This is a genomic window from Streptomyces sp. NPDC046860 (genome assembly GCF_040645115.1).
Taxonomy (GTDB): domain Bacteria; phylum Actinomycetota; class Actinomycetes; order Streptomycetales; family Streptomycetaceae; genus Streptomyces.
In genome coordinates this window covers 174,377-199,000 of the sequence record NZ_JBEYXQ010000012.1, presented here as the reverse complement: position 1 = coordinate 199,000, position 24,624 = coordinate 174,377, and the positions used below count along the sequence as shown (strand labels likewise).

The 24,624-nt window shown below is 72.3% G+C and carries 22 protein-coding genes; 17 read left to right on the top strand and 5 right to left on the bottom strand.

Annotated features, from left to right (window positions below):
* The first annotated feature begins 129 nt into the window (after positions 1-129).
* From ABZ898_RS19550 to ABZ898_RS19535, 4 genes are all read left to right on the top strand, one after another.
* Positions 130-843: a hypothetical protein gene (locus ABZ898_RS19550; RefSeq protein WP_361660043.1), complete on the top strand. Its 714-nt coding sequence runs from the start codon at positions 130-132 to the stop codon at positions 841-843.
* Positions 844-906: 63 nt separating this feature from the next.
* Entirely contained in the window at positions 907-1,752 is an 846-nt protein-coding gene (locus ABZ898_RS19545; RefSeq protein WP_361660041.1) for a DegV family protein, read from the top strand.
* A gap of 108 nt (positions 1,753-1,860) precedes the next feature.
* Positions 1,861-2,907: a ComEA family DNA-binding protein gene (locus ABZ898_RS19540; protein ID WP_361660039.1), complete on the top strand. Its 1,047-nt coding sequence runs from the start codon at positions 1,861-1,863 to the stop codon at positions 2,905-2,907.
* Positions 2,904-5,369, top strand: coding sequence for a ComEC/Rec2 family competence protein (locus ABZ898_RS19535; protein WP_361660036.1), 2,466 nt, complete (start codon positions 2,904-2,906; stop codon positions 5,367-5,369). Before ABZ898_RS19540 ends, ABZ898_RS19535 begins: the two co-directional genes overlap by 4 nt.
* A gap of 16 nt (positions 5,370-5,385) precedes the next feature.
* Here the strand turns inward: ABZ898_RS19535 and ABZ898_RS19530 are convergent, their stop codons facing one another.
* On the bottom strand, positions 5,386-5,568 hold the full coding sequence (locus tag ABZ898_RS19530) for a hypothetical protein (RefSeq protein ID WP_361660034.1): 183 nt from the start codon (positions 5,566-5,568) through the stop codon (positions 5,386-5,388).
* Entirely contained in the window at positions 5,565-5,861 is a 297-nt protein-coding gene (locus ABZ898_RS19525; RefSeq protein WP_361660031.1) for an ATP-binding protein, read from the bottom strand. Before ABZ898_RS19525 ends, ABZ898_RS19530 begins: the two co-directional genes overlap by 4 nt.
* A gap of 307 nt (positions 5,862-6,168) precedes the next feature.
* On the opposite strand from ABZ898_RS19525, the gene ABZ898_RS19520 reads away from it, so the two are divergent.
* The 7 genes from ABZ898_RS19520 (at position 6,169) to ABZ898_RS19490 (ending at position 12,581) form a co-directional block, all read left to right on the top strand.
* On the top strand, positions 6,169-7,431 hold the full coding sequence (locus ABZ898_RS19520) for a helix-turn-helix transcriptional regulator (protein WP_361660029.1): 1,263 nt from the start codon (positions 6,169-6,171) through the stop codon (positions 7,429-7,431).
* Positions 7,428-7,955, top strand: coding sequence for a GNAT family N-acetyltransferase (locus ABZ898_RS19515; RefSeq protein WP_361660026.1), 528 nt, complete (start codon positions 7,428-7,430; stop codon positions 7,953-7,955). The genes ABZ898_RS19520 and ABZ898_RS19515 overlap by 4 nt, the downstream gene beginning before the upstream one ends.
* Positions 7,956-8,122: 167 nt before the next feature.
* On the top strand, positions 8,123-8,929 hold the full coding sequence (locus ABZ898_RS19510; RefSeq protein WP_361660023.1) for an arylamine N-acetyltransferase: 807 nt from the start codon (positions 8,123-8,125) through the stop codon (positions 8,927-8,929).
* A 117-nt stretch (positions 8,930-9,046) separates the two neighbouring features.
* Entirely contained in the window at positions 9,047-9,928 is an 882-nt protein-coding gene (locus ABZ898_RS19505; protein WP_361660120.1) for a YceI family protein, read from the top strand.
* A 123-nt stretch (positions 9,929-10,051) separates the two neighbouring features.
* Entirely contained in the window at positions 10,052-10,297 is a 246-nt protein-coding gene (locus tag ABZ898_RS19500; RefSeq protein WP_361660020.1) for a hypothetical protein, read from the top strand.
* 74 nt (positions 10,298-10,371) lie between these two features.
* Positions 10,372-11,361, top strand: a complete 990-nt coding sequence (holA, locus tag ABZ898_RS19495) for a DNA polymerase III subunit delta (protein WP_361660017.1) — start codon at positions 10,372-10,374, stop codon at positions 11,359-11,361.
* 209 nt (positions 11,362-11,570) lie between these two features.
* Positions 11,571-12,581 carry a CorA family divalent cation transporter gene (locus tag ABZ898_RS19490; RefSeq protein WP_361660014.1) on the top strand — a complete coding sequence of 337 codons (1,011 nt, stop codon included), beginning with the start codon at positions 11,571-11,573 and terminating at the stop codon, positions 12,579-12,581.
* A 191-nt stretch (positions 12,582-12,772) separates the two neighbouring features.
* On the opposite strand, the gene rpsT is transcribed toward ABZ898_RS19490, so the two are convergent.
* The gene (gene rpsT, locus ABZ898_RS19485) at positions 12,773-13,039 is read right to left on the bottom strand and encodes a 30S ribosomal protein S20 (protein WP_030814907.1); all 267 of its coding nucleotides are present in this window, start codon (positions 13,037-13,039) and stop codon (positions 12,773-12,775) included.
* Between the two features lie 228 nt (positions 13,040-13,267).
* Here rpsT and lepA point away from each other — a divergent pair, with 228 nt between their 5' ends.
* From lepA to hemW, 4 genes are all read left to right on the top strand, one after another.
* A complete protein-coding gene (gene lepA, locus ABZ898_RS19480; protein WP_361660011.1) occupies positions 13,268-15,145 on the top strand; it encodes a translation elongation factor 4 in 1,878 nt (625 codons plus the stop codon).
* Positions 15,146-15,424: 279 nt separating this feature from the next.
* The gene (locus ABZ898_RS19475) at positions 15,425-17,299 is read left to right on the top strand and encodes a long-chain fatty acid--CoA ligase (RefSeq protein WP_361660008.1); all 1,875 of its coding nucleotides are present in this window, start codon (positions 15,425-15,427) and stop codon (positions 17,297-17,299) included.
* Between the two features lie 172 nt (positions 17,300-17,471).
* Complete coding sequence (locus tag ABZ898_RS19470; RefSeq protein WP_361660118.1) at positions 17,472-19,337, top strand: ATP-binding SpoIIE family protein phosphatase; 1,866 nt, start codon at positions 17,472-17,474, stop codon at positions 19,335-19,337.
* Between the two features lie 36 nt (positions 19,338-19,373).
* Entirely contained in the window at positions 19,374-20,606 is a 1,233-nt protein-coding gene (gene hemW, locus ABZ898_RS19465; RefSeq protein WP_361660005.1) for a radical SAM family heme chaperone HemW, read from the top strand.
* 9 nt (positions 20,607-20,615) lie between these two features.
* Here the strand turns inward: hemW and ABZ898_RS19460 are convergent, their stop codons facing one another.
* Both ABZ898_RS19460 and ABZ898_RS19455 read right to left on the bottom strand, forming a co-directional pair.
* A complete protein-coding gene (locus ABZ898_RS19460) occupies positions 20,616-21,476 on the bottom strand; it encodes a DUF3097 domain-containing protein (RefSeq protein WP_361660002.1) in 861 nt (286 codons plus the stop codon).
* 34 nt (positions 21,477-21,510) lie between these two features.
* Positions 21,511-22,233, bottom strand: a complete 723-nt coding sequence (locus tag ABZ898_RS19455) for an MBL fold metallo-hydrolase (protein WP_361660000.1) — start codon at positions 22,231-22,233, stop codon at positions 21,511-21,513.
* A 158-nt stretch (positions 22,234-22,391) separates the two neighbouring features.
* On the opposite strand from ABZ898_RS19455, the gene hrcA reads away from it, so the two are divergent.
* Together hrcA and dnaJ are read left to right on the top strand one after the other, a co-directional pair.
* Positions 22,392-23,408, top strand: coding sequence for a heat-inducible transcriptional repressor HrcA (hrcA, locus tag ABZ898_RS19450; RefSeq protein ID WP_361659997.1), 1,017 nt, complete (start codon positions 22,392-22,394; stop codon positions 23,406-23,408).
* On the top strand, positions 23,409-24,551 hold the full coding sequence (dnaJ, locus tag ABZ898_RS19445; RefSeq protein ID WP_361659994.1) for a molecular chaperone DnaJ: 1,143 nt from the start codon (positions 23,409-23,411) through the stop codon (positions 24,549-24,551).
* Positions 24,552-24,624: the final 73 nt, after the last annotated feature.

Genomic DNA, 24,624 nt, shown 5'->3' with positions numbered 1-24,624 from the left:
GTCGGGGTGATCCCCTACGGGCAGGTTCCGGGTTCCGGGGGAACCCGGGGCCTGCCCGCTGCGTTTACCGTGGAGAGCGAAGCCGCGCCGAGCGAGGCGGCTCGGGGCCGCCCATGAGGAGGACGCGTCATGGAAGCAGTGATCACCGTGTTCGCCGTGCTCTTCGTGCTGCTCGTCGCCCTCGGCGCCTACGCCACGGTGAAGGCGGTCGGCGCCGCCAAGCGCGGAGTGGACCGCACCATCGCCCAGGGCCGCCGCACCGTCGAGGACCACACCCTGCGCGCCAAGTCGCTCACCCGCCCCGGCCCCGCCGGCGAGATCGCCCAGCTCCGCCTCACCCTGCGCACCTCGATGCGCGCCACCCAGGACGCGCTGCACGCGGGCCCGCCCGAGGACGCGTCGCTGAAGGAGTCCCTTGGTCTCTTCGAGCGCCTCAGCGCGCACGGCCGCGAGCTGGACGTCGTCCTCAGGCACCTGGAGTCCGAGCCCGACCGGGCCACGCTCACCGCCCGTCTCCCCGAGCTGCGCACCCGGACCGAGCGCATCACCGCCTCCGCCGACTCCCTGCGCTGGGCCGCCCGCGACCGCGCGAGCCGCTTCGCCGAGGACGACCTGGACGCCCTCAGCACCCAGATCGACATCGAGGCGGGCGCCCTGCGGCACTGGACCACCGAGCAGGCACCAGCCGCCGCTCCCTGGCCCGAGGCCCCGGCCGCCAAGGACGCCGCGTCCCGGCGCCAGACCTGGCCCCGGGAGGCGGAGCCCCAGCCCGCCATCACCCCGCCCGTGGCGCCGCCCGTCCACCCCTGGCAGAAGAAGCCGCGCCCGGAGAGCACCGCTTGAGCGGAACGGCCCCCTCCGGGGCCGGACTGCCATGGCGGCGCTACGGCAGGTAACCTCCAGCTCATGTCCCGCCATGTCGCTATCGTCACCGATTCAACGGCCTACTTGCCGCCGGGGCTGATGGAGCGCCACGGCATCACCTCGGTGCCGCTGACCGTGGTCCTCGGCGACCGGGCGCTCGAAGAGGGCACCGAGATCTCCACCCGCTCCCTGGCCCAGGCCCTGCAGAAGCGGCGCGCGGTCACCACCTCCCGCCCCGCACCGGAGGAGTTCGCCCGTACCTACCGCGAGATCGCGGACACGGGCGTGGACGGCATCGTCTCGCTCCACCTGTCCGCCGAGCTGTCCGGCACCTACGACGCCGCGGTGCTGGCGGCCCGTGAGGCGCCGGTACCGGTCCGGGTCGTGGACACCGGCATGGTCGCCATGGCACTCGGCTTCTGCGCACTGTCCGCCGCCGAGGCCGCGGAGACCGAGGGCACGGTCGACGAGGCGGTGACGGCCGCCGAGAAACGCGCCGCGGGCACCACCGCCCACTTCTACGTCGACACCCTCGACTACCTCCGCAGGGGCGGCCGCATCGGAACCGCCCAGGCCCTCCTCGGCTCCGCCCTCGCGGTCAAACCGCTGCTGCGGCTGGAGAACGGGCGGATCGAGCTGCTGGAGAAGGTGCGCACGGCCTCGAAGGCGATCGCCCGACTGGAGGAGATCGTGGTGGAGCGGGCGGGCGGCGCGGAGGTGGACATCGCCGTCCACCACCTGTCCGCGCCCGAGCGGGCCGGGGTGCTGGCGGAGCGGCTGCGTGAACGGGTGCCCGGCCTGGCGGAGTTGCATGTCAGCGAGGTGGGCGCGGTGATCGGGGCGCACACGGGGCCCGGGCTGCTGGGGGTCGTGGTCTCGCCGCGCTGAGGCGCCCTTTCCACCCGTGCGGGTGGCGGAGTTGTCCACAACGGGCTGTCTTTCCACCGGAATCGAGCAAGATCCACTTGTGAAGGCGAAGTGTCCCATCCTCGGGTCATGACACTTCGCTCACTGACCCGTACGGCCACGACTTCTAAGGCCACGACTCGTACGGCCACCGCGACCAGCGGTCCCGGCAGGGGACCTTCCTCCGACAGCCGCGTGCGGCACCGGCGTCCGCCCGAGCGGGGCCGGAGGGCGCGCCCTCGCGCGCCGGTTCCGGGGGAGGAAGTGCGGCGGCGGGCAGGGCAGTTGTTCGGTGAGGCCCCGCGGGAGTGGGTGGGGGAGTCGGGGAGCGGTCCGCCGGGAGGGGCGGGTAACGAGGGTCAGGCCGCTGATTCCGGGCGGGTTGAGCGGGCCGAGGGGTCCGAGCGGGCCGGGATCGGGCTCGCGCTGCGGGACCGGGTGCCGGTGTGGGTGCTGGCGCGGTGCGGGGTGGATCGGCGGGGAGTGCTCGCGCTCGGTGTGGTGCTGGCGTTGGCCGCCGTGCTCGCCGCCCAGCACTTCTGGAGCGGGCGCACGGAGAACGTGAGCGCGCCTCGGACGGTGCGCGAGGCTCCGGCGCGGGAGAAGGGGGCGGGGGTTGATACCGGTGGCGGTGGTGGTGCCGGTTTCGTTGCCGCGACCGGGACGCCGGGGGCGCGGATCGTGGTCGACGTCAGCGGCAAGGTGCGTGATCCGGGCATCAAACGGCTGCCGGCGGGGTCGCGGGTGGCCGACGCGCTGAAGGCCGCCGGGGGAGTGCGGGAAGGGGTGCGGGCGGAAGGGCTGAACCGGGCTCGCTTCCTGGTGGACGGGGAGCAGATCGTGGTGGGGGCGTCGGGCGCTCCGTCCGCGGTGGGTGTGGGGGCGGGGCCGGGTATGGGGGCTGGTCCGGTTGCTGGTGCTGCGGCGGCCGGTGCGGGGCCTTCGGCTCCGGTCTCGCTCGGCACGGCGACGGTCGAGCAGCTCGACACGCTGCCCGGCGTGGGCCCGGTGCTTGCCCAGCGCATCATCGACTACCGCGCCCAGCACGGCGGTTTCCGCTCGGTGGACGAGCTGCGCCAGGTGGACGGCATCGGCGACCGCCGTTTCTCGGACCTCCGGGCACGGGTGGGGCCATGAGGGCCGAGTCCGACCCCGGCTGGAAGGGCGACTCCCATCCTCGTCAGGAGGGCCCGGTCGACCTGCGGCTAGCGGGGCCCGCGCTCGCCGCGTGGGCAACGGCCGCCGTGGTCCTGGATGTTCCGCCGGTGTGGAGCCTGGGCGTGGCGGGCGTGTGCCTCGCCGTCGGGGTCGCGCTGCTCAGGGTGGGTTCCGCCCGGTATCGCGCTCCGGTCGCGGCAGTGCTGCTGTGTGTCGCCGCGTCCGCCGTCTCGGCGGGGCTGCACGGGGCGGACGTACGGTGCGGACCGGTGCCGGAAGTGGCGCGGAGATTCGGCACGGTGGCGGTCGAGGTGGAGCTGACCGGCGACCCGTGGCTGAGCAGGCCCCGGGTGCGGGGGGATCATGCGTCGCCGGTGGGGGTGTTGGCGCGGGGTGAGGTACGAAGGGTGGGGGAGGGAACCCTCACTCGAAGCCCGGTACTTCTCGTAGTGGACGCGAACGTACCGGCGCCCGGAGCGCGAGGTGCCGGACCCGAGGCACGTGCCGCCTGGCTCCGGCTGCTCCCCTCCACCCGGCTCCGCCTGACCGGCAGGCTGGCCCCCGCGACGACGGCCGGTGACCGTACCGCCGCCGTGCTGCGCGTCCGGAGCCTGCCGACTCCGGTCGTCGTGGCGGGACCCACCGCGCCGCAGCGGCTGGCGGGGCGCCTCAGGGCCGGGCTGCGCGAGGCGACCGGGGAACTTCCGCCGGACGCACGGGCGTTGCTACCGGGCCTGGTCGTCGGGGACACCTCGCGCATCACCCCCGAGCTGGACGACGCCTTCAAGGCGACCGACCTCGCGCACACCCTGGCCGTCTCCGGGAGCAACCTCACGATCCTGCTCGCCCTGCTCATCGGCCCACCGGGCATGGCGGGCCTGGCCGAACGCCGGGGACTCGCACCCCTGCTGGGCCTGTCCCTGCGCACCACCGCCCTGCTCGCGGGCGCGCTGACCCTGGCCTTCGTGATCGTGTGCCGCCCCGACCCCAGCGTGCTGCGGGCGGCGGCGTGCGGTGCGGTCGCCCTGCTGGCCCTGGCGACCGGGCGCCGTAGATCGCTCGTACCGGCGCTGGCCGCGGCCGTGCTCCTGCTGGTCCTCTACGACCCCTGGCTGAGCCGGAGTTACGGCTTCGTCCTCTCCGTGCTGGCGACCGGAGCCCTGCTCCTGCTGGCGCCGCGCTGGAGCGGGGCCCTGCTGAGGCGCGGGGTGCCGGCCCGGCTCGCGGAGGGGCTGGCGGCGGCCGCGGCGGCGCAGGCCGTGTGCGCGCCGGTCGTGGCGGTGCTGTCGGCCCGGGTGAGCCTGGTGGCGGTGCCGTGCAACCTGCTGGTGGAGGCGGCCGTGGCCCCCGCGACCGTGCTCGGCTTCGCGGCGCTGGCGGCGGCCCCGGTGTCGATGCCGCTGGCCAAGGCGCTGGCATGGTCGGCGGGTTGGCCGGCCGGGTGGATCGCCGCCGTGGCCCGTACCGGGGCGGCGCAGCCCGGCGCGGGCGTGGACTGGCCGGGCGGTTGGCCGGGGGCGCTGCTCCTGGCGGTCGTCACCGTGGCCCTCGTACTCCTCGGGCGACGCCTGATCCGGCACCCCTGGTGGTGCGGGGCGCTCGCCCTGCTCCTCCTGCTGGTGGTCGTACGGCCCGCCCCGCTGACCCGCGCGGTCACCGGCTGGCCCCCGCCGGACTGGCGGTTCGCCCTGTGTGACGTGGGCCAGGGCGACGCCGCTGTGCTGTCCGCCGGACCGGGCACCGCTGTCGTCGTGGACGCCGGACCCGACCCGGCACCGGTCGACCGCTGTCTGCGTGAGCTGGGCATCACCCGCATCCCCCTGCTCGTTCTGACCCACTTCCACGCGGACCACGTAGGAGGACTCTCCGGAGTGCTGCGAGGCCGCACGGTAGCCGCCATCGAGACCACGACCTTCGCCGAACCCGCCGACCAGGCCGAGTCGGTACGCCGCGAGGCCGCCGCCCACCACATCCCCCTGACCACGGCGGCGGCGGGCGAGGAACGCCGCGCGGGCCCCCTCGGCTGGCAGGTGCTGTGGCCCCCGTCCGGCCATGTGCCGCCGGACGCCCCGAACGACGCCAGCGTCGCCCTCCTCGTCCGCACCGCCGGCCTGCGCCTGCTCCTCCTCGGCGACCTGGAACCTCCCGCCCAGCAAGAGCTGCTGCGTACCCCCGAGGCAGCCGACCTCTCCCACGTGGACGTCCTGAAGGTCGCCCACCACGGCTCCGCCTACCAGGACCCCGACCTCCTCCACCTCGCCGCCCCGCGCGTAGCCCTCATCTCTTGTGGCACCGGAAACCCGTATGGCCACCCGGCCCCTTCTACCGTGACAGCCCTCCGCTCCACCGGAGCCACGGTGCTCCGCACGGACCGGGACGGGGCGCTCGCGTTGACCGGTACAGGGGGACCACATGGCTGGATGAAGGTGATGCGGGACTGAGGGAGAGACAGCCGGCCTACGCCTGATCGCGGGTGATTACGGTCAGCTTCTCCGCGTCCTTGGCGACCCACGCCGGGCCACCACCGGCATGGGGCCGGAGGACGTACGCTTCGCCTCCTTGAACATCGGTCACGATGGCCTTCCTGCCGGTGGCCCCGTCGTGCACCGCGTCACCCACCCAGGGCTTGCCGTCCTTCATCGCCCCTCCGCCCACAGCTCGCCCCACACCTGCTTGCCCCACGGGTACAGCTCGGTGCCCCACCGGGTCGTCAGCCTGTCCACGATCAGGAGGCCGCGCCCCCGTAACGGGACGCCGGTGAACTCGGTCCGGAGGATCGGCAGAACCTTCGACCGGTCGATCACGCCCAGCCGGACCGTGTCCGCCGTCGGCCGCCCGACGATCAGACGGATCGAAGCGCAGCGGGCGTGCTCGACGGAGTTGGCGACCAGCTCCGAAGCCACGGTGACGGCGTCCTCGACCAGCCCGTCCATACGCCACGCCGTGAGAGCGGTCCTAATGAGCCTGCGCGCCTCGGCGGCACTTTCCGGTTGCCGGCGGAGGGTCTGAGAGTACCCGGGATGCCCCGTGGGGCGGGGTGTGACGGTCACTGTCATCGAGACCTCGAGTCGGTATGGGAACCGCGTACCGGGTCGCTCCGGAGCGGCTGCGTCGTCGCTTCAGTCAACGGCCGCCTGGCCTGCGGCAGCAGGAAAGACTGACGCCGCGCGTATGTGGGGGGACCGGAAATTTCGCGCGCTTCCACCTCACTGACGGGCACTCATTCACTACCGTGAGTACGTGGAGGGGAACGAGAGCCTCATCAGCGCCATGAAGGAAAGAGGGTTCACCCAGACCGAGTTGGCCGAGCGGGTGAACGACCACTTGATCCGCGCCGGGCACGAGGGCACGGTCAGCGACAGGACCGTCCGGAACTGGGTGACCGGAAGGACTCGCTGGCCTCACCCCCGTCAACGGGAGGCCCTGGAGGCAGTATTCGGGTATAGGGCCGAGAAGCTGGGGTTCAGGCCATCAGCGCGACGGCGCCCCTCGAACTCTCCGGAGGACCCTGTGGACCGCAGGAACTTCCTCGCCGCTGCGAGCGGCACGACCGCCTCCGTGGTCGCTCCTTTCGGCGGAGCCCCTCCCCAAGTCGGCACCTCCGACGTCATCCGTCTCCGCCAGGGCCTGGACGCCTTGATGGAGGTGGATCGCAGCAGAGGCGGTCACGAGGGCCTGGAGCGTGCCGCGCTCTCCGGGGCCGAAGAAGCCCTGGCGAAGCAGAGGCTCGGGGCCACCCAGCGCATCCGTCAGAGGCTCTTCTCCGTGGCCGCCGACTACACGGCCACGGCCGCCTGGAGCGCCATCGACGCCCGGCGGATGGACCGGGCTTCCCAGCTTCTCGGCCGTGCCCTGTACCTGGCCGGGATGGCCAGGGACCCGGTTGCCGAGATGAGGGTATGGAACTCGTACGCGATGCTCGCCCACCACCGGGAGGAGTTCGCCGAAGCCGTCGATGCGGGCTACGCGGCGCAGGAAACGGCCATCGCCCGGAGGGCTCCCCTTTTCGCCTCCCTGGCCCATGCTCGTACAGCCATCGGTAACGCCAACCTCGGTGACGGGCGGGCCGCTTTGCGGTCCATGGGATACGCACAGGATGCCCTGAGCAAGGCGAACGCATCCGAGCCCGCCCCGAGCTGGATGGCCTTCTACGGGCCGGCTGAGCTGATGGCGATGACGGCGATCGTCCGGGACCGTATCGGAGATGCCGTCGAGTCCGAGGCAGCCTCCCACAGGGCCCTTGCAGCGATCCCGAAGGAGTTCAAGAGGAACCGTGCCCTGGCCACCACCCGGCTCGCTCTGGCACAGCTCCACCAGCGCGACGTCGACCAGGCGTGTTCCACGGCCGCCACGGTGTTCACCCTCATGTCCGGACACCCGATCCCCGGACGAATGCGATCTCTCCTCGGTGACTACTACCGCGACTTGATCACCCTTGCGCCTGACGCCAGGGTCGCCCGAGAGTGGGGCGACCGCTACCGCACGGAATGGAGCCGACTGTGAGCGCCGCTGGGCTGGACATCCGACACTTCGGTACCGAGAACCTGGCGGAGATCCGTCAGACGATCATCGACCTGCACGCCGCGGCAGCCGGGCCCGACCGGGACGACGATTTCAAGAAGAAGTTCCCCTGGTTCGTGGATCACTGGGGCGGCAAGGAGGGCTACGCCTGCGTGATCGCGTACGACGGTGATGAGTCGGTGGGCTTCGCTTACGGCGCACCGTCGGACGAGGGCCGGGAGTGGTGGCGGGAGTACGTCGAGGAGGTCCCCGAGAAGCACCGGACGTTCGCCTTCTCCGAGCTGGCCGTCCACCCCTCCAGGCGAAAGCAGGGCGTCTCGGACGCACTCACCCGCGCGCTCTTCGAGAACCGGCTCGAGGATCTCGTGGTCCTCCTGGTCGACGTGACCCACCCGCGTGTGCAATCCCTTTATGAGGAGTGGGGATTCAGAAAGGTCGGTGAACGCCGGCCCTTCCCGGACTCTCCGGTGTACGCCGTCATGTTGGCTCAGTTGCCCCTGAATTAGGCCCAGCCAGTGGATGGCCTTCGTCCTCCAACACCGTTCGGGCTGCCATGGCGAAGACAGCCCGTGGTCATCGGAGCTTCTCCCGCATTCGCGGTCCGCACCACCGACTCCGGGTCGACGATGACGACATGCGGGACTGAGCGCCCACCGCCCACCACACTGGGCGCATGAACCCCACCCGGACCGATGCCTACCTCCGGCGCCTCGGCGCGGAGCGCCCCGCGAGCCCTACCACCGCCGCCCTGCGCGATCTGCACCTGCGCCACCTGCGTACGGTCCCCTTCGAGAACCTGTCGGTCCACCTGGGCGAGCCGGTCGTCCTGGCGGAGGAAGCGCTGCTGGACAAGGTGGTCGGGGCCCGACGGGGCGGCTTCTGCTACGAACTCAACGGCGCCTTCGCCCTGTTGCTGGCCGCGCTCGGCTACGAGGTCCAGTTGCTCGCGGGCCGGGTGCACGGTGGTGAGGGGCGGCTCGGCATCCCGTACGACCATCTCGCCCTGCGGGTGGGGACGGTGGACGGCGGCGACCTGATCGCCGACGTGGGCTTCGGCGCGCACAGCCACGGTCCGCTGGCCTTCGGTGAGCGCGGGGACCAGTCGGACCCGGGTGGCACGTTCCGGGTGGTGGAGGCGGGCGGCGGGGACCTCGACGTCCTGCGTGACGGCAGCCCGCAGTACCGGCTGGAGACGCGGCCCCGGACGCTCCCGGACTTTCGCGCTGGCGCCTGGTGGCACTCCACCTCGCCGGAGTCGCACTTCACCCGGTCCCTGGTGTGTTCCCGGATCACGGCGGACGGCGGGCGGATCACCCTCAGTGGACGGACGTCGACGACAACGGACGCGAGCGGGCGCAAGGAGGTGCGGGAGCTGGGGACGGACGAGGAGGTGCTCGCGGCGTACCGGGACGGGTTCGGGATCGGGCTGGACGCCGTGCCCGCGGTGCGGGACTTCGGGCGGCGCGGCCAATTCGGGTGAGTTCCGGCGCATGGGCCGTACTCCCGTGATGTGGGCCCGTTTTGCTCGAAACTCACATCGGTGATCGAATGAACCTTCGGTGGATAAAGGATGTCGAGGCGCACGGGAGTGGCGTACATGTTCGGCCGGTGGCTGGAGAAACGAACGGACCGGGACCACCGGACGAGCCCCCTGGCGGCGCTGCGCACACCGGCCGACGCGGGGGTGCTGAGCTGCCGGGTGCTCGACCCGGTCAACCACCCGCTGGCCTCCGCCGAGTTCACCGTCAGCGACAGCCGGGGCCGCAAGGTGGTCACCGGCGGCACCGACCCCTACGGCTCCTTCATGGCGACGCTCCCGGCCGGCGAGTACCGGCTCGCGGTGTCCGCCGAGGGGTACACCCCCTACCGCGCCACGGCCATGGTCGCGGAGAACTCCCTCGCCTCCCTCGGCGACGTGACCCTCCAGCTGGCGCCCCCGACCGACCCTCCGATGCGGGGCGACTGGGACATCGACGCGTTCCACTCCTCCATCGTCTTCACCGCGCGGCACATCGGACTGGCCCGTATCCACGGGCGGTTCAACTCCTTCGCGGGCGCGGTACGGATCGCCGACCGGGTGGAGAACTCGGCGATGCACGTGGTGATCGACGCGGCCTCCATCGACACCGGTGTCCGGATGCGCGACGACCATCTGCGCTCGCCCGACTTCCTCGACGTGGGGCGGTACCCGACGCTGGAGTTCTACAGCGAGCGGTTCGTCCGCCGGGGCGGCAACCGCTGGGCCGTCACCGGCGCGTTCTCGCTGCACGGCGTGACCCGCACCGTCACCCTCGACACCGAGTACCTCGGGCTCGGCCACGGCATGGAGGGCGAGACGCGCGCCGCCTGCCGGGCCACCGCCGAACTCCACCGGGACGACTACACGATCAACTGGCAGACCCTGCTGGCGCGCGGCATCGCGGCGATCGGCCCGAGCATCCGGATCGACCTGGACGTGCAGATCGTCCCGAGGGTCTGACCCCAGGGCCGACGCCCGCCCGTGCCGAGGGTCTGACCCGGACCGGCGCCCGCCCGTCCCGAGGGGCTGCCCCGGCCGACGCCCGCCCGTCCCGGGTTCCGGGGCATGCCGGAGAATGGCCCGGTGAGTGATGTGAGACATGTGCTGGTGCTGCCCGACCGTGACGCCGCCGAGGAGGCGGCCGAGGCGCTCGGAGCGCGGTTCGGCACGGACGAGGAGCCCCGGCTCGTACGGGACGCGCTGGCCGGCGAGGACGACGCCGAGGACGCCCAGTGGCTGGTGGTCCTGCGGGACGAGGCGGAGCGGTTGGACCCCGCCGAGCTGGACGCCTTCGCGGCCGAGTGGGACGGCTGGCGCGAGGAGCCGTGAGCCCCCGCGGCCCCGGCCTACTCCCTACCGCGCGGACCGGCTCGTTGTCGGTGCCGCGTGGGATGCTGTGAGGGATGGCAAGAAAGACTGCGAATGACGACCCTCTCGCCCCGGTGACCCTCGCCGTCGGCCAGGAGGACCTCCTGCTCGACCGCGCCGTGCGGGAGGTGGTGGCCGCCGCCCGGGCCGCCGACGCCGACACGGACGTACGCGACCTCACCCCGGACCAGCTGCAGCCCGGCACCCTCGCCGAGCTGACCAGTCCCTCGCTCTTCGCCGAGCGCAAGGTCGTGGTCGTACGCAACGCCCAGGATCTCTCCGCCGACACGATCAAGGACGTCAAGGCGTACCTGGGTTCGCCCGCCGAGGAGATCACCCTCGTCCTGCTGCACGCGGGCGGGGCCAAGGGCAAGGGCCTGCTGGACGCGGCGCGCAAGGCCGGCGCCCGGGAGGTCGCCTGCCCGAAGATGACCAAGCCCGCCGACCGGCTGGCGTTCGTGCGGACCGAGTTCCGGGAGTCCGGGCGCTCCGCGACGCCCGAGGCGTGCCAGACCCTGGTCGACGCGATCGGCAGCGACCTGCGTGAGCTGGCCTCGGCGGTGACCCAGCTCGTGGCCGACGTCGAGGGCACCATCGACGAGGCCGTGGTCGGCAGGTACTACACCGGCCGGGCCGAGGCATCCAGTTTCACCGTCGCCGACCGGGCGGTGGAGGGGCGTACGGCGGAGGCGCTGGAGGCGCTGCGCTGGTCCCTGTCGACCGGCGTGGCACCGGTGCTGATCACCAGCGCGCTGGCCCAGGGCGTACGGGCCATCGGCAAGCTGTCCTCCGCGCGCGGCGGGCGTCCGGCCGACCTCGCCCGTGAGCTGGGGATGCCCCCCTGGAAGATCGACCGGGTCCGCCAGCAGATGCGGGGCTGGACCCCGGACGGGGTGTCCGTCGCGCTGCGCGCGGTCGCGGAGGCCGACGCGGGCGTGAAGGGCGGAGGCGACGACCCTGAGTACGCGCTGGAGAAGGCGGTCGTGACCATCGCCAGGGCGGCCCGGTCGCGGGGCCGGGCGTAAGAGGGCGCGGCGGGAACCAGGGGCCGTACCCCGTCGGGCCGGCGGACTTCCGTCCCGCCCGCCCCGCTCCACCCCGCCCCGCTCCACCCCGCCCCGCTCCGTCATCCGTTCGGCTCGTCCGCGCGCGCATACGAGTGCCTGCGCGTGCGGGAGCTGCGGAGCGCGCCGACGCTTGAGGCCGCGGGCTTCGGGACGAGGAGCGAGGGGCGATGATCGTAACGGTGGTGTCGATGCCGGAGGCGACCCTCACCCGGACCGATGCCGCTCAGGCGCGCGAACGGCTGGCCCTGGACCCCTTCGTGCTCGTCGACGTCGAACTCCCCGAGGTTCCGGAGCCGGGGGCGGACACGCGGGCGGCGGAGGAGAGCGAGGCCGAGGAGCGGTCGGTCGCCGACCGGCTGGGTCTCGACACCGAGAGCCTGGACTGGTTCGGGCGGGCGGACGAGCCCCCGAGGGCCGACTACCTGGGCGACCGGGCCGGGTTCGTCATCCCCGTGGTGAACGGGGAGCGGATCGTGCACATCCACGCGGTGGTCACGGAGACCTTCCTCGCCTCCGTGCACCGGGGACAGGCGGGCCTGGGGCACCTGCTGCCCCTCGCGCTGCGTCACGAACGGCCGGCCGATCCCGTGGCCGTGCTCTTCCTCCTGCTCGGGGAGGCGCTGGGCAGCTTCCGCCGGGCGGCCGTGGAGGCGCTGCTGGAGACCGAGGAGCTGGAGGACGACATGTTCGAGGAGCGGAATCCCGAACAGGTAGCCCGCCTGTCGTCGCTGCGCCGCCGCTCCGCCCTCCTCCACCACTTCCTGCGGCCCTTCCTGGAGCTGACCGACGAGGTGCTCACCCGGCGGATGATGAACCCCTCGTTCCCCGAGCAGCGGCAGCGGCTCGCCCGGGAGTTCCAGACCAGCGGACGGCTGGTGCTCGCGGACATCGAATCGCTCCAGGAGGCGACCCGGCGGGCCTTCGCCAGCTACTCCTCGCTGGTCGCGGGCGAGCAGAACGGTGTGATCAACCGGCTGGCCATCGTGTCGGTGATCTTCCTGCCGCTGTCGTTCCTCACCGGGTTCTTCGGGATGAACTTCACCTTCCTCACCGACAAGCTGGCCAGCCGGGACGAGTTCTGGCTGCTGGCGGTGGGACTGCAGGCGCTGGTCCTGGTCGTCTCCCTCTACGTGCTGCACCGCACCCGCATCTGGCGCAGACTCCGCGAGGACGACTAGAGCCGCTCCCCCCCAGACATGCAGAGAACCCCGTCCCCTCCCGGTAAGGAGGGTGACGGGGTTCTCGGTGAAGCTTGCTGGAGCCACACCCGCGTGGCGAACGCAGGCCGCGTGTGGCTCCGGGATGCCGGACGGGAGCGGATAGAGAGGGCCCGCTCTGAGTCCCTCCGGCGGTCAGATCAGAAGGAGGTTCAGCCCTTGAGGTCCGCGACCTTGGCCGAGAGCGCCGACTTCTTGTTGGCGGCCTGGTTCTTGTGGATGACGCCCTTCGAGACGGCCTTGTCGAGCTGACGCGCGGCAGCGCGCTGGTACTCGGTGGCCTTCTCGACGTCACCCGCGGCAGCGGCCTCGCGGGCCTTGCGGATCGCGGTCTTCAGGGAGGACTTGACGGCCTTGTTGCGCAGCCGAGCCTTCTCGTTGGTCTTGATCCGCTTGATCTGGGACTTGATGTTCGCCACGAAAGGAGCCTTTACAGGTTCAGGCACGGGCCCCGTGAAGGTCCCGCGCCGGTGATCCAGAAATTTATCGTCGCGCCTCGCGCTGAGAGGGCATGAGGCACAGCGCTCTACAGTACCAGCGGCCCCGGCGGCGGCCCAAAACGTTCCCTGGTCGCTCTCCGTGGGACCATGGTGTCTACGTATAGATCCGACCCGAGGCATAAGGCGCCTCAAGAGACAGGACCCTGCGTGCCCGCGACCCCTAACAATGTGCCCGAGCCGAGCCGTACCGCGCCGGCTCTGATCCGCAACTTCTGCATCATCGCGCACATCGACCACGGCAAGTCCACGCTCGCCGACCGGATGCTCCAGCTGACCGGCGTCGTCGAGCAGCGGCAGATGCGTGCTCAGTACCTCGACCGGATGGACATCGAGCGCGAGCGCGGCATCACGATCAAGTCCCAGGCGGTGCGTCTGCCCTGGGCCCCCACCGAGGGCCCCGACCAGGGCACGACGCACATCCTCAACATGATCGACACGCCGGGCCACGTCGACTTCACCTACGAGGTCTCGCGCTCGCTGGCCGCCTGTGAGGGCACCGTCCTCCTGGTCGACGCCGCACAGGGCATCGAGGCGCAGACGCTCGCCAACCTGTACCTGGCGATGGAGAACGACCTCAAGATCATCCCGGTGCTGAACAAGATCGACCTCCCGGCCGCGCAGCCGGAGAAGTTCGCCGAGGAGCTGGCGAACCTGGTCGGCTGCGACCCCGACGACGTGCTGAAGGTCTCCGCGAAGACCGGCCTCGGCGTGGACGCGCTGCTGGACCGGGTCGTGAAGGAGATCCCGGCCCCGGTCGGGAACGCGGACGCCCCCGCCCGCGCGATGATCTTCGACTCGGTCTACGACTCCTACCGGGGCGTCGTGACGTACGTCCGTGTCGTCGACGGCCAGCTCAACAAGCGTGAGCGCATCAAGATGATGTCGACCGGCGCGAGCCACGAGCTGCTGGAGATCGGTGTCAGCTCGCCCGAGATGCTCCCGGCGGACGGCCTGGGCGTGGGTGAGGTGGGCTACCTCATCACCGGCGTGAAGGACGTCCGGCAGTCCAAGGTCGGTGACACGATCACCTCCCTGCACAAGGGCGCGACCGAGGCGCTCGGCGGCTACAAGGACCCGAAGCCGATGGTCTTCTCGGGCCTGTACCCGCTGGACGGCTCGGACTACCCCGAGCTGCGCGAGGCGCTGGACAAGCTCCAGCTCAACGACGCCGCCCTGGTCTACGAGCCGGAGACCTCCGCCGCCCTCGGCTTCGGTTTCCGCGTCGGCTTCCTCGGCCTGCTGCACCTGGACGTGGTCCGGGAGCGGCTGGAGCGCGAGTTCGGCCTCGACCTCATCGCCACCGCGCCCAACGTGGTCTACCGCGTGGACATGGAGGACGGCACCGAGCACACGGTGACCAACCCGAGCGAGTTCCCCGAGGGCAAGATCGCGGATGTGTACGAGCCGGTCGTGCGCGCCACGATCCTCGCGCCGTCCGAGTTCATCGGCTCGATCATGGAGCTGTGCCAGACCCGGCGCGGCACCCTGCTCGGCATGGACTACCTCTCCGAGGACCGGGTCGAGATCCGCTACACGCTGCCGCTCGCGGAGATCGTCTTCGACTTCTTCGACCAGCTCAAGTCCAAGACCCGCGGCTACGCCTCCCTGGACTACGAGCCCACCGGCGAGCAGGCGTCCAGCCTGGTCAAGGTCGACATCCTGCTGCACGGCGACAAGGTGGACGCCTTCTCGGCGGTCACCCACAAGGACCAGGCGTACGCCTACGGTGTCCGGCTCGTCGCCAAGCTGCGCGAGCTGATCCCGCGGCAGGCGTTCGAGGTCCCGATCCAGGCCGCCATCGGTTCGCGGGTCATCGCCCGCGAGACCATCCGCGCCATCCGCAAGGACGTCCTCGCCAAGTGCTACGGCGGTGACATCTCCCGTAAGCGGAAGCTGCTGGAGAAGCAGAAGGAGGGCAAGAAGCGGATGAAGATGGTGGGTTCCGTGGAGGTTCCCCAGGAGGCGTTCATCGCGGTGCTCTCCAGCGACGACAGCGCCGGAAGCTCGGGCAAGGGCAAGAAGTAACCGCACCGGCGCCGGGCCGCCGGAGCGAAACGGGTGAATCGGGGCCCGCCGTACACAAGTACGGCGGGCCCCCGTTCGTACGCGGGGGCGTGCCGGCGGTGATCTCGTCCGGGTGCCTGTGCCAAGTGACAGGCCGTGACCTCTTACGTCGTGGCCGGTCGCCCCTTACCCTGAACCCTGCTCGCTAGTTACTCGCGGGTTAAACAACAGCTTCGAACCAGCGTGAGTCCACCCAGCCGCACCGAGTCAGCCGCACCGTCGCGGGCCCCGGAGGATGTCGTGAGCGACACACAGACCCTGATCGAGAACCGTCCGCCGTCCGTGGCGGCCCTCTTCCTGGAGCGCGTGGCGGCCACACCGGACGCCGAGGCCTACCGGTACCCGGTCCCGGCGGACTCCGGCGAGGGCCCCGACGAGTGGCGGTCGCTGAACTGGAGCCAGGCGGCGGAGCGGGTGAACGCGATCGCGGCCGGCCTGATCGAGCTGGGGATCGAGCCCGAGCAGCGCGTCGCGCTCGCCTCCTCGACCCGGGTCGAGTGGATTCTGGCCGACCTCGGCATCATGTGCGCGGGCGGTGCCACCACCACGGTCTATCCGCAGACCAACGCCGACGAGTCGTCGTTCATCCTCTCCGACTCCGAGAGCCGGGTGCTGATCGCCGAGGACGCCGCCCAGGTCGCCAAGGCGGTCGAGCGCCGGGCCGAGCTGCCCGCGCTGACCAAGGTCGTCGTGATCGACCCCGAGGGCGCCGAGACCGGCGACTGGGTGATCACCCTCGCCGAGCTGGAGAAGCGCGGCGCCGCCTACCTGGAGCAGCACCCCGAGCTGATCAAGGAGCGGGTCGGCGCGATCACCCGCGACCAGCTGGCCACCCTGATCTACACCTCCGGCACCACCGGCCGCCCCAAGGGCGTGCGGCTGCCGCACGACAACTGGGCCTACATGGCGAAGGCCATCGCGTCGACCGGCCTGTGCACGGCCGAGGACGTGCAGTACCTCTGGCTGCCGCTCGCCCACGTCTTCGGCAAGGTGCTCACCTCCGGCCAGATCGAGGTCGGTCACGTCACCGCGGTCGACGGCCGCGTCGACAAGATCATCGAGAATCTGCCGGTGGTCCGGCCGACCTACATGGCCGCGGTGCCGCGCATCTTCGAGAAGGTCTACAACGGCGTCGCCGCCAAGGCCCGCGAGGGCGGCGCGGCCAAGTACAAGATCTTCCAGTGGGCCGCAGAGGTCGCCCGCGAGTACGCCAAGGTGTCCCAGGACAGCTTCCGGCGCACCGGCACCGCCTCCGTGCCGTTCGCGCTGGCCGCCAAGCACAAGGCCGCCGACGCCCTCGTCTACGGCAAGCTGCGCGAGGCGTTCGGCGGCAGACTGCGCGCCTGCGTCTCCGGCGCCTCCGCCCTCGCCCCCGAGATCGGCTACTTCTTCTCCGGCGCCGGCATCCACATCCTGGAGGGCTACGGCCTCACCGAGACCTCCGCCGCCTCCTTCGTCAACCCCGGCGAGGCGTACCGCACCGGCACGGTCGGCAAGCCGATGCCCGGCTGCGAGGTGCGCATCGCGGACGACGGCGAGATCCTGCTGCGCGGCCCCGGCGTCATGGAGGGCTACCACCAGCAGCCGGAGAAGACCGCCGAGGTGCTGGAGTCCGACGGCTGGTTCCACACCGGCGACATCGGGGAGCTGTCGGCCGACGGCTACCTGCGCATCACCGACCGCAAGAAGGACCTCATCAAGACCTCGGGCGGCAAGTACGTGGCGCCCGCCGAGGTCGAGGGCCAGTTCAAGGCGGTCTGCCCCTACGTCTCCAACATCCTGGTGCACGGCGCCGACCGGAACTACTGCACCGCCCTCATCGCGCTCGACGAGCCCGCCATCCTCCAGTGGGCCGCCGACAACGGCCTGGAGGGCAAGTCGTACGCCGAGGTGGTGGCCGCGCCGCAGACCGTCGAGCTGGTGGACGGCTTCGTGAAGCAGCTCAACGAGGGGCTGCAGCGCTGGCAGACCATCAAGAAGTTCCGGCTGCTGCCGCGTGACCTCGATGTGGAGCACGGGGAGATCACGCCCAGCCTGAAGCTGAAGCGGCCCGTGGTGGAGCGGGAGTACAAGGGCCTGATCGACGAGATGTACAGCGGGGCCCGCGAAGCCTGATCCGCGTCCGCCGGGGCGGCCCGACACGGCCGGCCCGGTGGAGCGGGTTTCGGCCGCGTCCGAAAATGACCGCCTTCTGGCGGGACGGTGGCCGAGTCCGCCGCCACGATCGTTCACTTCGGTGACTCGGTGCTTACGCGCCCCGCCTGTCTGTCACCCTGGCCGCATGGACATGGCGGCCATACCCGTGCAACGGGCGGGCGGCGCCGGAGCGGACGACGCGCCGGCGCCCCCCGGCACGCGCGCCCTCGCCGAGGGCGGCGCCACCCTCCCCGGCAGTCCGGCCGCGCCCGGCACGGCCCGGGCGCTGGTGCGCGCCGCCTTCACCGACTGGGCCGGCCTCGGCCTCACCGGCCCGGACGGCGCCGCCCGGCTCGGCGAGGACGCCACCGCCGTCGTCAGCGAACTCGTCACCAACGCCGTCGTCCACGCGGGGACCGAGGTCCAGATCGGCTGGCGGCTGGAGGAGAGCGGGGCGTTCGTCGTGGAGGTCCACGACCAGCACCCCGCCCGCGCCCCGCGCGACCCCGCCGACGACACCCCGTACGAGACCCCCGAGCACGGCCGCGGACTGCGGCTGGTCGCCACCCTCGCCGAGTCCTGGGGCGTCACCTACCGCACCGGCCGCAAGACCGTCTGGGCCCGTCTGCCGCCCGGTGGAGCAGAGGAACCCGACGGCCCGGCGCCCGCCCCCGCCCTGGTCGCCGCCGAGGCCCTCGCCCCGCAGCCGCAGCGCGCCGCGGGCGACCGGGACTGGCTCGGCAGGGGCGCGCTGACCTTCCTCGCCGAAGCCTCCGACCTGCTGGCCGGACAGCTCGACGAGAACCTGGTCGCCGCCCTCACCGGCCAGCTCATCGTGCCCCGGCTCGCCGACTGGTGCGCGATCTGGCTGGAGGACGAGGCGACCGTACGCGGCGGCGGTGACGGGCCCGCCCGCGTCTGGCACACCAGCGAGAGCCGCATCGAGGAGCTCCAGCGGGCCCTGGAGAAGGAACCCCCGCGTTCCCGGGACGGCGTGCGCTCCGGCCCCGAGCCCTACCTCTGGCCCGGCACCGCGCTCGGCCCCGAGGGCACCCACGGCACCGCGCTCTCCTACCGGCTGATCGCCGGCGGCCGCCCGCTCGGCACCCTCCTCATCGGCCGCTGCGGCCTGCTCGGCTTCCCCGACGAGGTCACCGGCCTGGTCGAGGACCTCGGCCGCCGGGTCGCCCTCGCCATCGGCACGGCCCGCCAGTACGCCCGCCAGGCCACCATCAGCGCCGTCCTCCAGCGCGGGCTGCTGCCCGGCGCGGTCGCCGAGATCCCCGGCATGTCCAGCGCCCTCGTCTACGAACCCCGCGACCAGGGCGGCCCCAGCGGCGACTTCTACGACCTGTTCCCGGCCGGGCGGGGCCGCTGGTGCTTCGCCGTCGGCGACGTCCAGGGCAAGGGGCCCGAGGCCGCCGTCGTCATCGGGCTCGCCCGGCCCTGGCTGCGGCTGCTCGCCCGCGAGGGGTACGGCGTCGCGGACGTCCTGGACCGTCTCAACCAGCTCCTCCTGGACGACGCCACCGAGGCCGCCGACGCCGCCGCCCGCGCCCTGATCGCCGCCGGAGGCGGCCCCTTCGCCCCCGGCGACGGCCCGCAGACCCGCTTCCTGTCGCTGCTCTACGGCGAGCTGACGCCCGTCGAGGGCGGCGTCCGCTGCACCCTCGCCTCCGCCGGGCACCCGCTGCCGCTGGTGCTCCACCCCGACGGCCGGGTCAGCGCCGTCGCCCGCCCGCAGACCCTGCTCGGCGTCGTGGAGGACGAGACCTACCTCAGCGAGACCGTCGAGCTGCGCCCCGGCGACAGCCTGCTGTGCGTCACGGACGGGGTGACCGAGCGCCGGTCCGGCTCCGACCAGTTCGACGACGGCGACGGGCTCGCCCGCGCCCTGTCCGGCTGCGCGGGCCTGAGCGCCGGGGACATCGCCGACCGCATCCGCGACCTGGTCCACGGTTTCGGCGAGGACGATCCCGAGGACGATCTCGCCCTGCTGGTGCTCCAGGCGCACTGAGCGGGGTCCCGCCCGCGGTGCGGGACAATGGAGGACATGCCTTCCGCACTCCCCGACGGCGAGTCCGTCCCCGACGACGGCGCGCTGCCCGCCGCCGCGCTCGCCGGCGTGGCCGAGCGGCCCCTCGGGTTCTATCTCCACGTCCCGTACTGCGCGACCCGCTGCGGCTACTGCGACTTCAACACCTACACCGCCACCGAGCTGCGCGGCACCGGCGGCGTGCTCGCCTCCCGGGACAACTACGCGGACACCGTGGTCGAGGAGATCCGCCTCGCCCGCAAGGTGCTCGGCGACGACCCGCGCGAGGTCCGTACGGTCTTCGTCGGCGGCGGCACGCCGACCCTGCTGGCCGCCGGGGACCTGGTGCGGATGCTCGGCGCGATCCGGGACGAGTTCGGCCTCGCGCCCGACGCCGAGATCACCACCGAGGCCAACCCCGACTCCGTCGACCCGGCCTACCTGGCCACCCTGCGCGAGGGCGGCTTCAACCGGCTCTCCTTCGGCATGCAGAGCGCCAGGCCGCACGTGCTCCAGATCCTGGACCGCACCCACACCCCGGGCCGCCCCGAGGCGTGCGTGGCCGAAGCCCGCGCGGCCGGGTTCGACCACGTCAACCTCGACCTGATCTACGGCACCCCCGGCGAGTCCGACGACGACTGGCGCGCTTCTCTGGAGGCGGCCCTCGGCGCGGGCCCCGACCACATCAGCGCCTACGCCCTGATCGTCGAGGAGGGCACCCAGCTCGCCCGGCGCATCCGGCGCGGCGAGGTCCCGATGACCGACGACGACGTGCACGCCGACCGGTACCTCATCGCCGAGGAACTACTCACCGCGGCGGGCATGCACTGGTACGAGGTCTCCAACTGGGCCACCACCGAGGCCGCCCGCTGCCTGCACAACGAGCTGTACTGGCGCGGCGCCGACTGGTGGGGCGCGGGCCCCGGCGCGCACAGCCACGTGGGCGGGGTGCGCTGGTGGAACGTCAAGCACCCCGGCGCCTACGCCGCAGCGCTCGCCGCCGGCCGCACCCCGGGCGCCGGACGCGAACTCCTCTCCGACGAGGACCGCCGGGTCGAACGCATCCTGCTGGAACTCCGGCTCCGGGACGGCGTCCCGCTGTCCCTCCTGAAGCCGGCCGGCCTGGCCGCCGCCGGCCGGGCCCTGGCCGACGGCCTCCTGAACCCCGGGCCCTACGCCGACGGCCGCGCCACCCTCACTCTGCGCGGACGGCTACTGGCGGACGCGGTGGTGCGGGACCTGGTGGACTGAGCGAGGCGGCTACGCCTCGGCCGTGACGAAGTCGATCAGTTCCTCCACCCGTCCCAGCAGCTCCGGTTCCAGGTCCCGGTAGGACGTCACCTTCGCCAGGATCGCCTGCCACACGGCACCGGTGTTTTCCGGCCAGCCGAGGGCCTCGCAGACACCCTTCTTCCAGTCCTGGCCGTGCGGGACGCGCGGCCAGGCGGGGATGCCGAGGGCGGAGGGCTTCACGGCCTCCCAGATGTCGATGTACGGGTGGCCGACCACCAGGGCATGGTCACTGGTGACCGACTGGGCGATGCGCCACTCCTTGGTGCCGGGCAGGAGATGGTCGACCAGAACACCGAGGCGGGCGTCGGAGCCGGGATCGAATTCGGCCACGATCGAGGGCAGGTCGTCCACGCCTTCCAGGTACTCCACGACGACGCCCTCGATGCGCAGGTCGTCGCCCCAGACCTTCTCGACCAGCTCGGCGTCGTGCCGGCCCTCGACGTAGATCCGCCCCGCGCGGGCCACCCGGGCGCGCGCGCCGGGGACGGCGACCGAGCCGGAGGCGGTACGGGCGGGCTTCACGGGGGCGGCGGCAGGGCGGACCAGGGTGACCGGGCGGCCCTCCAGCAGGAAGCCGCGCGGCTCCAGCGGGAACACCCGGTGCTTGCCGAAGCGGTCCTCCAGCGTCACCGTCCCCGCCTCGCAGCGGATCACCGCCCCGCAGAACCCGGTACCGGGCTCCTCCACCACCAGCCCCGCCTCCGCCGCCACCTCGGGCACGGCCTGCGGCTTCTTCCAGGGGGCGGTCAGGTCGGGGGAGTACAAACGGGAGTGCGGGCCCGAAGGGCCCTCGCTGGAAGGGCGGTGGCGGGAGACGGGTGGGCGCATTCCGCAGACGATAGGAGAAGTCGCGGCCCGGTACTCAGGACACGCCGAAACGCGTGGCCAGGGCGTCGCGTTGGCGCCGTACGAAGGCCGCGTCGACCACCGCTCCGTGACCGGGCACGTACAGCGCGTCCTCGCCGCCGAGGGCCAGCAGCCGGTCCAGCGCGTCCGGCCAGCGGGAGGGCACGGCGTCCGGGCCCGCCTGCGGCTCACCGGACTCCTCCACCAGATCTCCGCAGAAGACGACCTCGGGGGCACCCGGCACCAGGACCGCCATGTCGTGGGCGGTGTGCCCGGGGCCGACGTTGGCCAGCAGCACCTGGCGGCCGCCGCCGAGGTCGAGCGTCCACTCGCCGGACACCGCGTGCGCGGGCGGGACCAGGGCCCGGCTCGCGGCCTCCGCCTCCCCGGCCGGGAGTCCGTGCCCGACCGCGTCCCGCCGCAGCGCCTCGCGCCCGTGCCCGAACACCACGTCCAGCCCGACCGCGCCGTAGACCTCGGCCCCGGCGAAGGCGGGGGCGCCCAGGACGTGATCGAAGTGCGGGTGGGTCAGCGCGAGATGGGTCACATCACGGCCCGCCAGCGTCCGCGCGGCGGCCCGCAGCCCGGCGCCCTCGGCCAGGCTCGACCCCGCGTCCACCGCGAGCGCCGTGCCCGCGCCCACCACCAGCCCCACCGTGCAGTCCCAGCCCGGCAGCCGGCACCGGCCCACCCCCTCGGCCAGCCGCTCCCACCCGAGGTCTTCCCAAGTCACCGTCATACCCGGACGCTAGCCGCGGACAAGCCGTACGGACCGCACCGACCTTGCCCGGTGACCACCCCACGGCCGTACACTGGCCGGGGAAGTCTGGCACTCGCACGAGCAGAGTGCCAGGCGGGACACCGTAAGGGCCGTGGGGCGACGCGATGGAGGTGCGCATGCTGAGCGAACGCAGGCTGCAGGTGCTGCGCGCCATCGTGCAGGACTACGTCGGCACCGAGGAGCCGGTGGGCTCCAAGGCCCTCACCGAACGGCACAGCCTCGGCGTCTCCCCGGCGACCGTGCGCAACGACATGGCCGCGCTGGAGGAGGAGGGGTTCATCGCCCAGCCGCACACCAGCGCCGGGCGCATCCCCACCGACAAGGGCTACCGCCTCTTCGTCGACAAGCTCGCCGGTGTGAAGCCGATGACGGCGCCCGAGCGGCGCGCCATCCAGAACTTCCTGGAGGGCGCCGTCGACCTGGACGACGTCGTGGCCCGCACGGTCCGGCTGCTCGCGCAGCTCACCCGGCAGGTCGCCGTCGTGCAGTACCCCTCGCTGACCCGGTCCACGGTGCGGCATGTGGAACTGCTCTCACTCGCCCCCGCCCGTGTGATGCTCGTGCTGATCACGGACACCGGCCGGGTCGAGCAGCGGATGGTCGACTGCCCCGCCCCGTTCGGCGAGGCGCCGCTCGCGGATCTGCGTGCGCGGCTCAACAGCAAGGTGGCCGGACGCCGGTTCACCGACGTACCGCGACTGGTCGAGGACCTCCCCGATGCCTTCGAGGCGGAGGAGCGCGGTACGGTCTCCACAGTGCTCTCCACTCTGCTGGAGACACTGGTCGAGGAGAACGAGGAACGGCTGATGATCGGCGGCACCGCCAATCTCACCCGTTTCGGACATGACTTCCCCCTGGTGATCCGGCCCGTGCTGGAGGCGCTCGAGGAGCAGGTCGTGCTCCTCAAACTCCTCGGCGAAGCCAAAGATCCGGGCGTGACCGTGCGTATCGGGCACGAGAACGCCCACGAGGGACTCAACTCCACGTCCGTCGTGTCGGTCGGCTACGGTTCGGGCGGCGAGGCGGTTGCCAAGCTCGGCGTGGTCGGACCGACCCGCATGGACTATCCGGGAACGATGGGAGCGGTACGCGCAGTGGCACGGTACGTCGGACAGATCCTGGCGGAGTCGTAAGTGGCCACGGATTACTACGCCGTTCTCGGCGTGCGCCGCGACGCGTCGCAGGATGAGATCAAGAAGGCGTTCCGCAGGCTCGCGCGCGAGCTGCATCCGGACGTCAACCCCGACCCGAAGACCCAGGAGCGGTTCAAGGAGATCAACGCCGCTTACGAGGTGCTGTCGGACCCGCAGAAGAAGCAGGTCTACGACCTCGGCGGCGACCCGCTCTCCCAGGCCGGCGGCGCCGGTGGCGGCGCGGGCGGCTTCGGGGCCGGCGGCTTCGGCAACTTCTCCGACATCATGGACGCCTTCTTCGGCACGGCGTCGCAGCGCGGACCGCGCTCGCGCACCCGCCGCGGCCAGGACGCCATGATCCGGATCGAGGTCGAGCTCGACGAGGCGGCCTTCGGCACGACCAAGGACATCCAGGTCGACACGGCGGTCGTCTGCAACACCTGCAGCGGCGAGGGCGCGGCCCCCGGCACCTCCGCGCAGACCTGTGACATGTGCCGCGGCCGGGGCGAGGTCTCGCAGGTCACCCGGTCCTTCCTGGGCCAGGTCATGACCTCCCGCCCCTGCCCGCAGTGCCAGGGCTTCGGCACCGTCGTCCCGACCCCGTGCCACGAGTGCGCGGGCGACGGCCGGGTCCGCTCCCGGCGCACCCTGACGGTGAAGATCCCCGCCGGTGTCGACAACGGCACCCGCATCCAGCTCGCGGGCGAGGGCGAGGTCGGCCCCGGCGGCGGCCCCGCCGGCGACCTGTACGTCGAGATCCACGAGCTGCCGCACTCCACCTTCCAGCGGCGCGGCGACGACCTGCACTGCACGGTCACCCTCCCGATGACGGCGGCGGCCCTCGGCACCAAGGTGCCGCTGGAGACGCTGGACGGGATGGAGGAGGTCGACATCCGGCCCGGCACCCAGTCCGGCCAGTCGATCCCGCTGCACGGCCGGGGCGTCACGCATCTGCGCGGCGGCGGCCGGGGCGACCTCATCGTGCACGTCGAGGTCACCACGCCGACCAAGCTCGACGCCGAGCAGGAGCGGGTGCTGCGGGAGCTGTCCAAGCTGCGCGGCGAGGAGCGGCCCACGGGTCAGTTCCAGCCCGGCCAGCAGGGCCTGTTCTCCCGGTTGAAGGACGCGTTCAACGGACGCTGACGGCGGGGGGCGCCCAGCGCGCCCCCACGCCCGGGGCGGATTCGGACTTGTCCGGCGGACATGACACCATGCG